A 12,689-nucleotide genomic window follows, 5' to 3' on the forward strand; every position below is an offset into this window, starting at 1 on the left:
CGCCCGTTCTACTCGGAAGCCTGGCGCGCGCTGGAAGAGCAGGTGGCAACGCCCGAGGTGATTGACGCCGCCCTGCGAGACGGCGGAGGCTTCCCGATGGGGCCGCTTGAGCTGACGGACATGATTGGTCAGGACGTCAACTTTGCCGTGACATGCTCCGTGTTTAATGCCTTCTGGCAGGAGCGTCGTTTTCTGCCGTCGCTGGTGCAGCAGGAGCTGGTGCTGGCGGGGCGTCTGGGTAAGAAAAGCGGGCAGGGCGTTTACCGCTGGCTGGAGGACAAACCCGCCGTCAGCTGGCTCGCCCCGGTCAGCGACAGCTTCAACCCCATGCGCGTACAGCGAAGAAGTGACGGTGTCACGGAAATTGACGATTTGTTGCTGATCGAAACGCAGGGTGAGACCGCGCAGTCCCTGGCGCTGCGCCACGGCTGCCCGGTGGTGGTGGTCGATCGCATCGAGCAGGATGTGGCCGTGATAGCCGCCGCACCCGGCAACCCGCACGCCGCCACGCAGAAAGCCATTTACTGGTTGCAGCACCAGCAGAAACGGGTGGTACAGATTGCCGATTACCCCGGTCTGCTGGTCTGGCGCACGGTAGCGATGATTGCCAACGAAGCGCTGGACGCCCTGCAAAAAGGGGTCGCCAGCGAGCAAGACATCGATACCGCCATGCGCTTAGGGGTCAACTATCCCTGCGGGCCCATCGCCTGGGGCGAGCGCCTTGGCTGGCAGCGTCTGTTAACGCTGCTGGAGAACCTGCAACGTCACTACGGCGAGGAACGCTATCGCCCCTGTTCACTGCTGCGCCAGCGTGCGCTTCTGGAGAGTAGCTATGAGTCATAACGCCTGGCATAACGCCCGCGCGATGTACGAACGGGACGCCTGCGCGCAGGCGATGGGGATGGACATTCTCGACATGGGCGAGGGCTACTCGGTGGTGACCATGACCATCACCCCGCAGATGCTCAACGGGCATAAAACCTGCCACGGCGGACAGCTGTTCTCGCTGGCCGATACCGCCTTTGCCTACGCCTGCAACAGTCAGGGGCTGGCGGCGGTGGCCTCAGGCTGCGCCATCGATTTTCTGCGTCCGGGCTTTGCCGGCGATAAGCTGACCGCTACCGCGCGGGTGAAGCATCAGGGCAAACTGACCGGCGTATACGACATTGAAATTCAGAACCAACAACAGAAAACCGTCGCTCTTTTTCGCGGGAAATCGCACCGCACCGGCGGCAGTATGACAGGAGAAGCCTGATGCGTGACGCATTTATTTGTGAGGGTGTGCGTACCCCGGTCGGTCGCTACGGTGGAGGATTATCCAGCGTGCGTGCCGATGACTTAGGGGCCGTGCCGCTGCGTGCGCTGCTGGCGCGTTACCCGCAGCTCGATCTGGAGCGCATAGATGATGTGATCTTCGGCTGCGCAAATCAGGCCGGAGAGGATAACCGCAACGTAGCGCGCATGTCGTCGCTGCTGGCCGGGCTGCCTCAGACCGTTTCCGGTACCACCATTAACCGCCTGTGCGGCTCCGGTCTGGATGCCCTTGGCTTTGCGGCACGCGCCATTAAGGCCGGGGATGGCGATCTGCTGATCGCCGGTGGCGTCGAATCCATGTCCCGTGCGCCGTTCGTGATGGGCAAAGCCACCGCGGCGTTTCAGCGTCAGGCGGAGATCTTCGACACCACCATCGGCTGGCGATTTGTGAATCCGCTCATGCATCAGCAATACGGAACTGACAGCATGCCGGAAACGGCAGAGAATGTAGCGGAATTGTTAAATATAAGCCGTGCCGATCAGGATGCATTTGCCCTGCGCAGCCAGCAGCGCACCGCGCGGGCGCAGCAGAATGGCGTTCTGGCGCAGGAGATTATCCCGGTACAGGTGGCGGGGAAAAAAGGTGCCGTAACGGAAGTGAGCGTGGACGAGCATCCGCGCGCCGAAACCACCCTTGAACAGCTTGCCGCGCTGAAAGCTCCGTTCCGCAAGAACGGTGTGGTGACGGCGGGGAACGCCTCTGGCGTGAACGACGGGGCGGCGGCGCTGATTATCGCCAGCGAGCCGATGGCGCTTGCCCAGGGGTTAACCCCGCGCACACGCATTGTGGCCATGGCGACCGCGGGCGTCGAGCCGCGCCTGATGGGATTAGGCCCGGTTCCCGCCACCCGTAAGGTGCTGGAACGTGCCGGACTCAGTATCACCGATATGGACGTCATTGAGCTTAACGAAGCCTTCGCCGCACAGGCGCTGGGCGTGCTGCGTCAGCTGGGTTTGCCGGATGACGCGGAGCATGTGAACCCGAATGGCGGGGCGATCGCGTTAGGTCATCCGCTGGGAATGAGCGGTGCCAGACTGGCGCTGGCCGCGAGCAATGAATTGCACCGACGCGGCGGGCGCTACGCGCTGTGTACGATGTGCATCGGTGTGGGTCAGGGCATTGCCATGATCCTTGAGCGTGTTTGAGCGAACAATAATGTGAGTACCCTGCGATGATAAATACAACAAAGCTTGATCCGATCGAAACCGCGTCCATTGATGAATTGCAGGCGTTGCAGACCGCGCGCCTGAAGTGGACGCTGAACCACGCCTACAACAACGTTCCGATGTACAAACGCAAGTTTGACGCCGCGGGCGTTCACCCTGACGATTTTAACGAGCTGGCGGACCTGCAAAAATTCCCGTGCACCACCAAGCAGGATCTGCGCGACAACTACCCGTTCGATACCTTTGCGGTGCCGATGGAGCAGGTGGTGCGCATCCACGCCTCGTCGGGCACCACCGGAAAGCCGACCGTGGTGGGATATACCCAGAATGATATCGACAACTGGGCCAATATCGTCGCCCGTTCCCTGCGCGCCGCCGGGGGCAGCGCGAAGGATAAAATTCACGTGGCCTACGGCTACGGGCTATTCACCGGCGGGCTGGGGGCGCACTACGGTGCCGAGCGTCTGGGTGCAACGGTGATCCCGATGTCCGGCGGCCAGACGGAGAAGCAGGCGCAGCTGATCCGCGATTTTCAGCCGGATATGATCATGGTGACGCCCTCATACTGCCTGAATTTAATTGAAGAGCTGGAGCGTCAGATGGGCGGTGACGCCAGCGCCTGTTCCCTGCGCGTCGGCGTGTTTGGCGCCGAGCCGTGGACGCAGGCGATGCGCCGCGAAATTGAAAAACGGCTGGGCATTACCGCGCTGGATATCTATGGTCTCTCCGAAGTGATGGGGCCGGGCGTGGCGATGGAGTGTCTTGAAACCGCTGACGGCCCGACCATCTGGGAAGATCACTTCTACCCGGAGATCGTCAACCCGAATGACGGCACGCCGCTGGCTGACGGCGAGCAGGGCGAACTGCTGTTCACCACCCTGACCAAAGAGGCGCTGCCGGTGATCCGCTACCGCACCCGCGACCTCACGCGCCTGCTGCCGGGCACTGCACGCACCATGCGCCGGATGGATCGCATCAGCGGGCGCAGCGACGACATGCTCATCATTCGCGGCGTGAACGTCTTCCCGTCACAGCTGGAAGAGGAGATCGTTAAGTTCGAACATCTTTCGCCACACTATCAGCTGGAGGTGAACCGCCGCGGGCATCTTGATTCACTTTCGGTGAAGGTCGAGCTGAAACAGAGCAGCTTAACGCTGACCCATGAGCAGCGCTGTCAGGTCTGCCATCAGCTGCGTCATCGGATTAAATCGATGGTGGGGATCTCGACCGACGTGATGATCGTTAACTGTGGCAGCATACCGCGCTCCGAGGGTAAAGCTTGCCGGGTGTTTGATTTGCGTAAAGTGGCAGCCAACGGTTGAATTCCCTCACCCCAGCCCTCTCCCAAAGGGAGAGGGTGTATTAAGTTCCCTCTCCCTTTGGGAGAGGGTTAGGGTGAGGGTACACCCCAGATTCGTATGCTATGATTCATCCAGGAAAAAAATAACAACAGAATGAATCACATGAATAAACTTGATGCCTTTATCCAGCATGCAGTCAGCTCTGTTCCCGTCAGCGGAACGTCGCTTATATCCTCACTGTATGGCGACGCGCTTGCGCACCGCGGCGGAGAGATCTGGCTCGGCAGCCTGGCGGCCCTGCTGGAAGGGATGGGATTTGGCGAGCGCTTTGTGCGCACCGCGCTGTTTCGCCTCAACAAAGAGGGCTGGCTGGATGTGTCCCGCATTGGCCGCCGCAGCTTTTACCGTCTCAGCGACAAGGGGCTGCGTTTGACACGCCGCGCGGAAAATAAAATCTACCGTGCGGAACTGCCGGCGTGGGATGGCAAATGGCTGCTGCTGCTCTCCGAGGGGCTGGATAAAACCACCCTCGCGGACGTGAAAAAACAGCTCATCTGGCAAGGGTTCGGCACGCTTGCACCGAGCCTGATGGCCTCGCCGTCGCAGAACCTGGCGGACGTGCAGTCTCTGCTGCATGACGCGGGCGTGGCGGAAAACGTCATCTTCTTTGAAGCCCATTCGCCGCTGGCCTTGTCACGCGCGGCGCTACGATCCCGCGTGGAAGAGTGCTGGCAGCTGACCGAACAAAACGCGATGTACGAAACGTTTATCAACTCGTTCCGTCCGCTGCTGCCACTGCTGAAAGAGGCGCCGCCTGAGGATTTGACTCCGGAACGCTGCTTCCAGATCCAGCTGTTACTCATTCATTTTTATCGTCGCGTGGTGCTGAAAGATCCGCTGTTGCCGGAGGAGTTACTTCCTGCGCACTGGGCGGGACAGAGCGCGCGACAGCTGTGCATTAATATCTACCAGCGCGTGGCGGCGGGAGCCCTGGCGTTTGTCAGTGAGAAGGGGGAAACCTCTGTGGGCGAGCTGCCCGCTCCCGGCACGCTTTATCACCAGCGTTTTGGTGGTCTGAATATCACATAAGGAGAGGGTATGCCTGTTTATCAAATTGATGGTCTGACGCCGGTCGTGCCTGAAGAGAGCTATGTTCACCCGACCGCGGTGCTGATTGGCGACGTGATCCTCGGCAAAGGCGTTTACGTGGGGCCCAACGCCAGCCTGCGCGGCGATTTTGGCCGGATCGTGGTGAAAGACGGCGCGAACATCCAGGATAACTGCGTGATGCACGGTTTTCCGGAGCAGGACACGGTGGTGGAAGAGGACGGGCATATCGGCCACAGCGCGATCCTGCACGGCTGCATTATCCGCCGTAATGCGCTGGTGGGGATGAATGCGGTGGTGATGGACGGGGCGACGATCGGCGAAAACAGCATCGTCGGGGCGGCGGCGTTTGTGAAGGCCAAAGCGGAAATGCCTGCGAATCACTTAATTCTTGGCAGTCCGGCGAAAGCGATTCGTGAGCTAAGTGCGCAGGAAATAGAGTGGAAAAAGCAGGGCACGCGGGAGTATCAGGTGCTGGTGGATCGCTGTAAGCAGACGCTGCATCAGGTGGAGCCGCTGCGGGAAGAAGAGCCCGGCCGCAAACGGCTGGTCTTCGATGAGAATTTACGGCCCAAGTCGGCTGGCCGGGATAAATAAGGCTGTTCGCTCCCGCACGTTGATCAAGGCGTGAAAATGAGCTCAATACGCATCCGGCAGGGGCCGGTCAATCGACACCAGCTTTCCGCGCTTCATGGTGATATAGCCCCCGGCTTTTAGATCTGCCAGCACGCGAAAGACATGCGTTCGTGACAGGTTAGTGCGCTTGATGATAAACAGCGCCAGGCCCTCATTCTCTCCCGTGTGGGTCTCCTGCCGATAGAGATAGCGGTACAGCATTGGTTTGATGGTCTGGTAGCTGGTGACCTGCCTGCGTTCATTGTGCAGGTCGATGGTAAATATGGACATGTAGGTCAGTATGGTGGCCAGCGCCTGCATGCGCTCAGGCCCGCCCTGGAAAAATATCTGGTCGAAGTCGACCCAGGATATTCTCACCAGCTTCACCTTCGCACTGCTGCGATATTCATACTTCGCCAGTGGACAATACCTTTCCATTAACCCTATCGGCATATACTCGATAGTATTGCCAATATTAAGGCCATCATCAGGCATTAATATCGTCAGCGACCCTTCAGTGCAAAAATAGATATAGCCAGGCTCGACGGTGAGTTTTTTATTTGCGGCAACGGTTAAGGCCTCGCCTTTACAAAGCATGTGCGGAAAAAATTGCCCAATATTGAGTTGCTGATAATAGGTATGGATATCCTGAAAATTCACGCTAAGCCTCTCCCCGCAACGTTTGCCGTGGTAGCGAGTATAGCAGCAATAGGCCCCGAATTACGAACCCATAAATAACCAGTCCCATATGGGACTATGATGGAAAGGTATTCTGTTTAGAATGGTCGTCAATGAGTTCGCATTAAAATTATCCGCCAACAGTAAATATCCAGGCGGCGCAATTAATCTATGAGGCCATTCAATGAAATTAACCCTAATTGCTAAACATCTGGCGCTTGCCGGTGTGTTGACGTCGCTGTCGCTTTCCGCGTTTGCGGAAGTGCAGCCGCAGGATGCCACTGCCACGACCCGGCAGGTAAATAACGCCCTGTATAACAAATTACCGTTTGCCGATAAAACCGACTTTGAGAACGCCCATAAAGGTTTTATCGCCCCGCTGCCGCAAAACATGATTAAAGGCGAGCAGGGGAACGTTATCTGGAACCCGGCGAAATATGATTTCGTGAAAGAGGGTGAGAAAGCCCCGGATACGGTAAACCCGAGCCTGTGGCGTCAGTCACAGTTGATCAACATTGGCGGGCTGTTTAAGGTCACCGACGGCGTGTATCAGATCCGTAATCTCGATCTCTCCAACATGACCATCATTGAGGGCGAGAAGGGCATTACCGTTATCGACCCGCTGTTAAGCGCTGAACCGGCGAAAGAAGCGCTGGATCTCTACTATGCAAACCGCGGCAAGAAACCGGTCGTCGCTGTGGTGATCACCCACAGCCACGTTGACCACTATGGCGGCCTGCGCGGCGTGGTTGACGAAGCTGACGTCAAGTCTGGCAAAGTGAAAATCTACGCGCCGGATGGCTTTATGAAAGAGGCGGTTTCCGAAAACATTATGGCCGGAAACGCGATGAGCCGCCGTGCGAGCTATATGTACGGCAACCTGCTGAAGCCGAATGCAAAAGGCCAGGTGGGTGCAGGCCTTGGCACCACCACCTCTGCGGGTACTGTCACCCTCATCCCGCCGACCGACTACATTACCCATACCGGTCAGGAAGAAGTGATCGACGGTTTGACCTACGACTTTATGATGGCGCCGGGTTCAGAAGCTCCGTCGGAGATGCTGTGGTATGTCAAAGAGAAGAAAATGATCGAGGCCGCAGAGGACGTGACCCATACTCTGCACAACACCTACTCCCTGCGCGGCGCGAAAATCCGCGACCCGCTGGCCTGGTCTAAGTACATTAACGCCGCCATTGAGCGCTGGGGCGCGGACGCGGAAGTGATTATTGCGCAGCACCACTGGCCGACCTGGGGTAACGAGAATATCGTCAAGCTGATGAAAGGTCAGCGCGATATGTACCGCTACATCAACGACCAGACCCTTCGTATGGCAAACAAGGGGCTGACCCGCGACGAGATCGCCGCCGAGTTTAAACTGCCGGAATCGCTGGAAAAACAGTGGGCAAGCCGCGGTTACTACGGCTCCGTTAGCCACGACGTCAAAGCCACCTACGTGTTTTATCTCGGCTGGTTCGACGGCAACCCGGCAACCCTCGACGAGCTGCCGCCTGAACTGGCTGCGAAGAAGTTCGTGCAGTACATGGGCGGCGCTGATGCCATCATGCAGAAAGCCAAAGCGGATTATCAGCAGGGTAATTACCGTTGGGTTGCTCAGGTGGTAAGCAAAGTGGTCTTTGCCGATCCTAACAACCAGGCTGCCCGTAATCTGGAAGCCGACGCGCTGGAGCAGTTAGGTTACCAGGCGGAAGCGGGCACCTGGCGTAACTTCTACCTGACCGGCGCGCAAGAACTGCGTAATGGCGTGAAGAAGCTACCGACGCCGAACACCGCCAGCCCGGATACCGTGCGGGCGATGACCCCGGAAATGTTCTTCGACTACCTGGGTGTGCACATCAACGGGGTGCGGGCCGGTAACGCGAAGGCGGTCTTCAATGTCGATCTCGGTAAGGATGGCGGCAAATACAAGCTGGAGCTGGAAAACGGCGTGCTGAACCATACCGCCAACGCGCAGGCGAAGGATGCTGACGCAACCATCACGCTGGACCGTACCACGCTGAACAACATCATCCTTAAGAAAGAGACGCTGAAGCAGGCGATGGATAAGGGTGACGTGAAGGTGAGCGGAAACGGGGCGAAGCTGGAAGAGATGCTGAGCTACATGGACACATTTGACTTCTGGTTCAATATTGTGACGCCATAAGTTTAGCGTTCATCCTGGCTAATCCTGGCGCCTTGTTGCGATAAGGCGCCATTTTTTTATTCACGCATTGCCAGCGCGCTGGCGCTTGCCGGATCGAACAGCGAAATACTCTCGATCTGATCCAGCATGATCACTTTGCGAAAATCCATGGCGCTTTTGGGCTCTGAATCGAGCGTAATGTCATGCTCGGCATACCATTTGCTGTAGTTATGTTCGATACAGAGCTGCATGTTTTTCCCGTCACGGTAGCCGCTCAGCATCGGAATAAGCACGATATTGGCCGTTTTTTCATACTCCAGCGTGGCGGTATGGATCATCCCAATATAGATCCGCCGCGATTTCAGCGTGACGTGCGCCAGTTCACCTTCCTCCATGCACTGATAGAGCAGCTGTTCAATCCCGCTCGATTGCGCCAGCCGCTTGTAGAGCTTTTTTCGGCCTTCGCCGTCCAGCCGCGCGCTCCCGGCCCAGTTCGAGCGGTAGAGACAGAACAGGATCGCGAAGGTCAGCATTACCACCACCGGGGCCTGAATCCCCAGGAAGCTCCAGTTCATAAAATCAATTTGCCAGTCGGCATATTTTGCAGACGTGAAATGGAACGTGTTATCGGCGGCGGAGAGGGCGAACAACAGCAGCCACAACAGGCCGGTGGCGATCACTCCCTGAAGAACAAAAATACAGCCATACAGCGCCACAAGAAAATAGACGTCCCAGCCAAAGGAGCGCTTGATTTTAAACCGTGTTGAGAGGTCGCGGCTGGTGTACCAGTACCCGCATACCATCAATACCATGAATATTGCCGTTCCCATTTCAGGCCCTCTTCAGCGCGTTGACATGGCGCAGAAAGTCCTGCCGCACCTCGTGGCTTTTGTAGTTAACCGAGGCGTTTCCATCCTGATCGATGATGATGCGGTCGCCATCCTCTACGGCTTCGATAATTTCCTGGTGACTCATGACCTGCAACAAGGATTCCGGGCTGGAAAAGAGCGTCATCAGTAAATGTTTCATCGCGTGACATCCTTATGAATTAAAAGGATAAGTCTGGAAGATAAATGGCACCTTTGCCTTAAGGTTATCCCTAAAAAAACGGCAGCCTGGCGGCGAAATTCAACTTTATGCACAAAATGGTTGCGCGAGGTAACATTTCAGGTCTTTGAAAAATAATAAGAATAAAAAATATATCTGCGCAAACTTGGACAAATAACGTTAATTGTGTAAGTTTAAATTATGCGATTTCGCTACGTTGTTTACACCCAGGATGTGACCCATGAGCACGTTGCCGTCCGTCATCAGTCGGTTCGTTGATTACTACGCCACGCTGGATACCCAGCCACCTTCGGCGCTGGCGGGGATTTATCGCGCCGATGCCACGCTTATCGATCCCTTTGGCGAACATAGCGGGGTGTTCGCGATCCAGCGCTATTTCACCCACTTGCTGGCTAACGTCCAGCACTGTCGCTTTACCGTTGATGCGCCGTTGCAGCAGGGCGATCGCTTTGTGGTCACCTGGATGATGCACTGGTCGCACCCGCGTATTGCCCGGGGTGCAGTGCGACAGCTGCCGGGCTGCTCCGTGGTAGACATGCGCGACGATCGCATTGTTCGCCAGCGGGATTACTACGATGCCGGAGAGATGATTTACGAACATCTCCCGATACTCGGCTGGGCCGTACGCGGCGTGAAGCGGAGAGTGAAATCATGAAAACGGTTCTGATCACCGGCGCAAGCTCGGGCATCGGGGCGGGGCTGGCGAAATCTTTTGCCGACGATGGTTACCGGGTGATTGCCTGCGGGCGCGATGCGCAACGTCTGGCCGCTGTGCATCAGCACAGCCCCAACATCACGGTGCGCCTGTTCGATATGACAGACAGGGACGCCTGTCGCCAGGCGCTGGCGGACTGTGCTGCCGACACGGTGATTCTCTGCGCCGGAACCTGCGAGTATCTCGACCGCGGCGAGGTGGATGCCGAGCTGGTGGCGCGGGTCATGACCACCAATTTCATGGGGCCGGTAAACTGCCTTGCGGCGTTGCAGCCGCAGCTGGTATCCGGCAACCGCGTGGTGCTGGTCAGTTCGATGGCGCACTGGCTTCACTTCCCGCGAGCCGAAGCCTATGGGGCCTCTAAAGCGGCATTAACCTGGTTTGCCGACACGCTGCGCCTCGACTGGGAACCGAAAGGGATTGCCGTCACGGTCGTTTCACCCGGTTTTGTCGACACGCCGCTGACCCGCAAAAACGATTTCCCGATGCCGGGCCGGGTCAGCGTGGGGGACGCCGTCCACGCCATTCGTCGCGGTCTGGCAAAAGGGAAGGATCACATCGCGTTTCCCGCCGGGTTCAGCCTGGCGCTGCGCCTGCTTTCCGGCCTGCCCGATGTACTTCAGCGCGCTTTGCTGCGCGGGATGGTGCGACCATGAAAATCGCAATTATCGGCAGCGGCATCGCCGGGTTAACCTGTGCCTGGCGGCTCGCCGGACATCATCAGATCACGGTGTTTGAGGCGCAGGCCACCCCGGGCGGCCATACCGCAACGGTGGATGTCGACACGCCCCAGGGCACCTTTGCCATCGATACCGGTTTTATCGTCTACAACGACCGCACCTATCCGCGCTTCATGGGGCTGCTCAGCGAACTGGGCATCAGCGGGCAAAAAACGCAGATGAGCTTTTCGGTACATAACCCGCAGAGCGGGCTGGAGTACAACGGCCACACGCTGACGTCGCTGTTCGCCCAGCGTCGTAATCTGCTGAACCCTGCCTTCTGGACGCTACTGAAGGAGATCGTGCGCTTTAACCGGCTGGCGAAACAGACGCTCCGGGGCGAAGTCGATGGATCCGCCACGCTGGAAACGTTCCTGCGCCAGCACCGCTTTACGCCCTTTTTTGCGCGCCACTACATCCTGCCAATGGGAGCGGCTATCTGGTCGTCGTCGCTACAGGAGATGAAACGCTTTCCGCTGCCGCTCTTTTTACGCTTTTTTGAAAACCACGGTCTGCTGGACATTACCCATCGTCCGCAGTGGTACGTCGTGCCAGGCGGCTCCCGGGAGTATATCCGCGCGATGATGGACAAGCTTGGCGATCGCCTGACGCTGCACCTCAACGCGCCGGTTCAGAAGGTTGTTCGCCACGATCGTGGCGTCGATATTGAGCGGGAAGGCGTCACTCATACCTTCGATCAGGTGATTTTCGCCTGTCACTCTGCTCAGGCGCTGGCGATGCTCGCCAGCCCAACGCAGGCTGAACGTGAGGTGCTGGGTGATATCGGCTGGCAGCGTAACGAGGTGGTGCTTCACAGCGATCCGCGCTGGCTGCCGGTGCGCAAGCGCGCGTGGGCGAGCTGGAACTACCGCCTCAGCGAACAGGATCGGGCCAGCGCCTGCGTCACCTACAACATGAATATCTTGCAGGGACTGCCGCCGGGTAGCCCGCTGTTTTGCGTCACCCTCAACCCGGAAACACCGGTGGAAGAACGCTATGTGCTGCGCCGCTTTGTCTATGAGCATCCGCTTTTTAACCCGCAAAGCTGGCAAGCTCAGGCCCGGCGCGGCGAAATAAATGGTCGCCATCGGAGCTGGTTCTGCGGCGCGTACTGGTACAACGGCTTCCACGAAGATGGCGTGCGCAGTGCGCTGGACGTGGTCAACGCTATCGCGGCCGGGGAGGGCAACTGAGATGAACAGCTGCCTTTACCACGGTACATTGCGCCATCGTCGGCTTGCGCCGAAAGCGCACCACTTTACCTACAGCGTGTTTATGGCGTGGCTCGATCTCGATGAGCTGGACGCGCTGCCCTCTGTCGGCGTGCGTCGTAACCGCGTTGCGCCCGCGGCATTTTATGATGCGGACTACCCGCTGGGCACGCCGCTCAAAGAGCGCGTCCTTGAGCGTCTGGAAAAGCTGACCGGCGAGCGTCCGGCGGGGCGGGTCATGCTTCTGACTCAGCTGCGCTATTTCGGTTTTCATTTCAACCCGGTCAATTTTTACTACTGCTATGACGGCGAAGACACTCTGCGCTGGGTTCTCGCCGAAGTGCGTAACACGCCGTGGAATGAACGACATTACTACGCGGTAGCGGGGCGGGACGCCCCGCCGACGCAGAAAGCGTTTCACGTCTCGCCCTTTAATCCGATGGATATGGTTTACCACTGGCGCTTCAACAGCCCGGACAGCACGCTGCGCATGCATATCGAAAACCATCAGGAGACGAAGGTGTTTGATGCCACCCTGACGCTACGCCGGGCGCCGCTGACGCGCGCAGCGCTGCGTTCGCTGCTGGCGCGGATCCCGTTGATGACCCTCAAAACCGTTTTCGCCATTTACTGGCAGGCGCTCAGGCTGTGGCT

14 protein-coding genes are annotated in these 12,689 nt (G+C 58.0%); 11 read left to right on the forward strand and 3 right to left on the reverse strand.

Annotated features, from left to right (window positions below; genetic code table 11):
• The 6 genes from DD606_RS21775 to paaY form a co-directional block, all read left to right on the forward strand.
• The coding region (locus DD606_RS21775) for a 3-hydroxyacyl-CoA dehydrogenase family protein (RefSeq protein WP_255573114.1) at window positions 1–843 on the forward strand (843 nt) is incomplete at its 5' end.
• On the forward strand, window positions 833–1,255 hold the full coding sequence (gene paaI / locus DD606_RS21780) for a hydroxyphenylacetyl-CoA thioesterase PaaI (RefSeq protein ID WP_058659959.1): 423 nt from the start codon (window positions 833–835) through the stop codon (window positions 1,253–1,255). The genes DD606_RS21775 and paaI, both read left to right, overlap by 11 nt.
• Window positions 1,255–2,460, forward strand: a complete 1,206-nt coding sequence (pcaF, locus tag DD606_RS21785; protein WP_058659960.1) for a 3-oxoadipyl-CoA thiolase — start codon at window positions 1,255–1,257, stop codon at window positions 2,458–2,460. The genes paaI and pcaF overlap by 1 nt, the downstream gene beginning before the upstream one ends.
• A 26-nt stretch (window positions 2,461–2,486) precedes the next feature.
• Window positions 2,487–3,803: a phenylacetate--CoA ligase PaaK gene (gene paaK, locus DD606_RS21790; RefSeq protein ID WP_022648028.1), complete on the forward strand. Its 1,317-nt coding sequence runs from the start codon at window positions 2,487–2,489 to the stop codon at window positions 3,801–3,803.
• A gap of 132 nt (window positions 3,804–3,935) precedes the next feature.
• Window positions 3,936–4,871 (forward strand): phenylacetic acid degradation operon negative regulatory protein PaaX, encoded by a 936-nt coding sequence (paaX, locus tag DD606_RS21795; RefSeq protein WP_129259123.1) that lies wholly within the window; start codon window positions 3,936–3,938, stop codon window positions 4,869–4,871.
• Between the two features lie 9 nt (window positions 4,872–4,880).
• Window positions 4,881–5,486 (forward strand): phenylacetic acid degradation protein PaaY, encoded by a 606-nt coding sequence (gene paaY, locus DD606_RS21800; protein ID WP_006810541.1) that lies wholly within the window; start codon window positions 4,881–4,883, stop codon window positions 5,484–5,486.
• A 42-nt stretch (window positions 5,487–5,528) separates the two neighbouring features.
• On the opposite strand, the gene DD606_RS21805 is transcribed toward paaY, so the two are convergent.
• The gene (locus DD606_RS21805; protein ID WP_003857323.1) at window positions 5,529–6,164 is read right to left on the reverse strand and encodes a helix-turn-helix domain-containing protein; all 636 of its coding nucleotides are present in this window, start codon (window positions 6,162–6,164) and stop codon (window positions 5,529–5,531) included.
• A 202-nt stretch (window positions 6,165–6,366) separates the two neighbouring features.
• Between DD606_RS21805 and DD606_RS21810 the strand changes: the two genes are divergently transcribed.
• Window positions 6,367–8,343 carry an alkyl/aryl-sulfatase gene (locus DD606_RS21810; RefSeq protein WP_032609131.1) on the forward strand — a complete coding sequence of 659 codons (1,977 nt, stop codon included), beginning with the start codon at window positions 6,367–6,369 and terminating at the stop codon, window positions 8,341–8,343.
• Between the two features lie 56 nt (window positions 8,344–8,399).
• Here the strand turns inward: DD606_RS21810 and DD606_RS21815 are convergent, their stop codons facing one another.
• Window positions 8,400–9,152, reverse strand: coding sequence for a hypothetical protein (locus DD606_RS21815; RefSeq protein WP_022651152.1), 753 nt, complete (start codon window positions 9,150–9,152; stop codon window positions 8,400–8,402).
• 1 nt (window position 9,153) lies between these two features.
• Entirely contained in the window at window positions 9,154–9,351 is a 198-nt protein-coding gene (locus tag DD606_RS21820) for a hypothetical protein (protein WP_003857318.1), read from the reverse strand.
• 259 nt (window positions 9,352–9,610) lie between these two features.
• Between DD606_RS21820 and DD606_RS21825 the strand changes: the two genes are divergently transcribed.
• From DD606_RS21825 to DD606_RS21840, 4 genes are all read left to right on the forward strand, one after another.
• On the forward strand, window positions 9,611–10,045 hold the full coding sequence (locus DD606_RS21825) for a nuclear transport factor 2 family protein (protein ID WP_003857316.1): 435 nt from the start codon (window positions 9,611–9,613) through the stop codon (window positions 10,043–10,045).
• Window positions 10,042–10,761, forward strand: coding sequence for an SDR family NAD(P)-dependent oxidoreductase (locus DD606_RS21830; RefSeq protein WP_032609134.1), 720 nt, complete (start codon window positions 10,042–10,044; stop codon window positions 10,759–10,761). The genes DD606_RS21825 and DD606_RS21830 overlap by 4 nt, the downstream gene beginning before the upstream one ends.
• Window positions 10,758–12,017, forward strand: a complete 1,260-nt coding sequence (locus tag DD606_RS21835) for an NAD(P)/FAD-dependent oxidoreductase (protein ID WP_003857313.1) — start codon at window positions 10,758–10,760, stop codon at window positions 12,015–12,017. The genes DD606_RS21830 and DD606_RS21835 overlap by 4 nt, the downstream gene beginning before the upstream one ends.
• A 1-nt stretch (window position 12,018) precedes the next feature.
• A partial coding sequence (locus tag DD606_RS21840) for a DUF1365 domain-containing protein (protein WP_139158331.1) occupies window positions 12,019–12,689 on the forward strand: 671 nt, incomplete at its 3' end.

The organism is Enterobacter cloacae complex sp. GF14B (assembly GCF_004136805.1).
GTDB classification, from domain to species: Bacteria; Pseudomonadota; Gammaproteobacteria; order Enterobacterales; family Enterobacteriaceae; genus Enterobacter; species Enterobacter hormaechei_C.

Excerpts from the sequence above, each read along its gene's own strand:
- paaI (WP_058659959.1), top strand. The coding sequence starts at position 833 with ATGAGTCATAACGCCTGGCATAACGCCCGCGCGATGTACGAACGGGAC.
- pcaF (WP_058659960.1), top strand. The coding sequence starts at position 1,255 with ATGCGTGACGCATTTATTTGTGAGGGTGTGCGTACCCCGGTCGGTCGC.
- paaK (WP_022648028.1), top strand. The coding sequence starts at position 2,487 with ATGATAAATACAACAAAGCTTGATCCGATCGAAACCGCGTCCATTGAT.
- paaX (WP_129259123.1), top strand. The coding sequence starts at position 3,936 with ATGAATCACATGAATAAACTTGATGCCTTTATCCAGCATGCAGTCAGC.
- paaY (WP_006810541.1), top strand. The coding sequence starts at position 4,881 with ATGCCTGTTTATCAAATTGATGGTCTGACGCCGGTCGTGCCTGAAGAG.
- DD606_RS21810 (WP_032609131.1), top strand. The coding sequence starts at position 6,367 with ATGAAATTAACCCTAATTGCTAAACATCTGGCGCTTGCCGGTGTGTTG.
- DD606_RS21815 (WP_022651152.1), bottom strand. The coding sequence starts at position 9,152 with ATGGGAACGGCAATATTCATGGTATTGATGGTATGCGGGTACTGGTAC.
- DD606_RS21820 (WP_003857318.1), bottom strand. The coding sequence starts at position 9,351 with ATGAAACATTTACTGATGACGCTCTTTTCCAGCCCGGAATCCTTGTTG.
- DD606_RS21825 (WP_003857316.1), top strand. The coding sequence starts at position 9,611 with ATGAGCACGTTGCCGTCCGTCATCAGTCGGTTCGTTGATTACTACGCC.
- DD606_RS21830 (WP_032609134.1), top strand. The coding sequence starts at position 10,042 with ATGAAAACGGTTCTGATCACCGGCGCAAGCTCGGGCATCGGGGCGGGG.
- DD606_RS21835 (WP_003857313.1), top strand. The coding sequence starts at position 10,758 with ATGAAAATCGCAATTATCGGCAGCGGCATCGCCGGGTTAACCTGTGCC.